The 311-nt window shown below is 58.5% G+C and carries 1 protein-coding gene; it reads right to left on the bottom strand.

Annotated features, from left to right (window positions below; genetic code table 11):
* A partial coding sequence (locus QK291_RS19020; protein WP_282384413.1) for a hypothetical protein occupies positions 1-260 on the bottom strand: 260 nt, incomplete at its 3' end.
* Positions 261-311 lie beyond the last annotated feature (51 nt).

Genomic DNA, 311 nt, shown 5'->3' on the forward strand with positions numbered 1-311 from the left:
CATTTGCCGCGATTGTGCGGATCTTGAGGATTCGCGAGGTGTGGGTGATGATCGTAATCCTCTTCTGCGGGTACACGCTGTTCTGGGGTCACCACTACTTTCTCGGGGTTTTTGAACGTGAACCACGGGGTGTCGCAGGTGAGCGCGGGTGTCGTAACAGTGATCGTGTTGTGGATGCGGCCGATCGGCGGCTTCGGCGGCGGATTCCTCGCCGACAAGTTCGGTCGGTCAAGGGTGCTGGCAATTTCGATGACAATCACTGCGGTACTACTGATAACGCTCGCGGTGCTGCCGGGCGGTTCACCGATTGG

This window comes from Arthrobacter sp. AL12 (assembly GCF_029960645.1).
GTDB lineage: Bacteria > Actinomycetota > Actinomycetes > Actinomycetales > Micrococcaceae > Arthrobacter.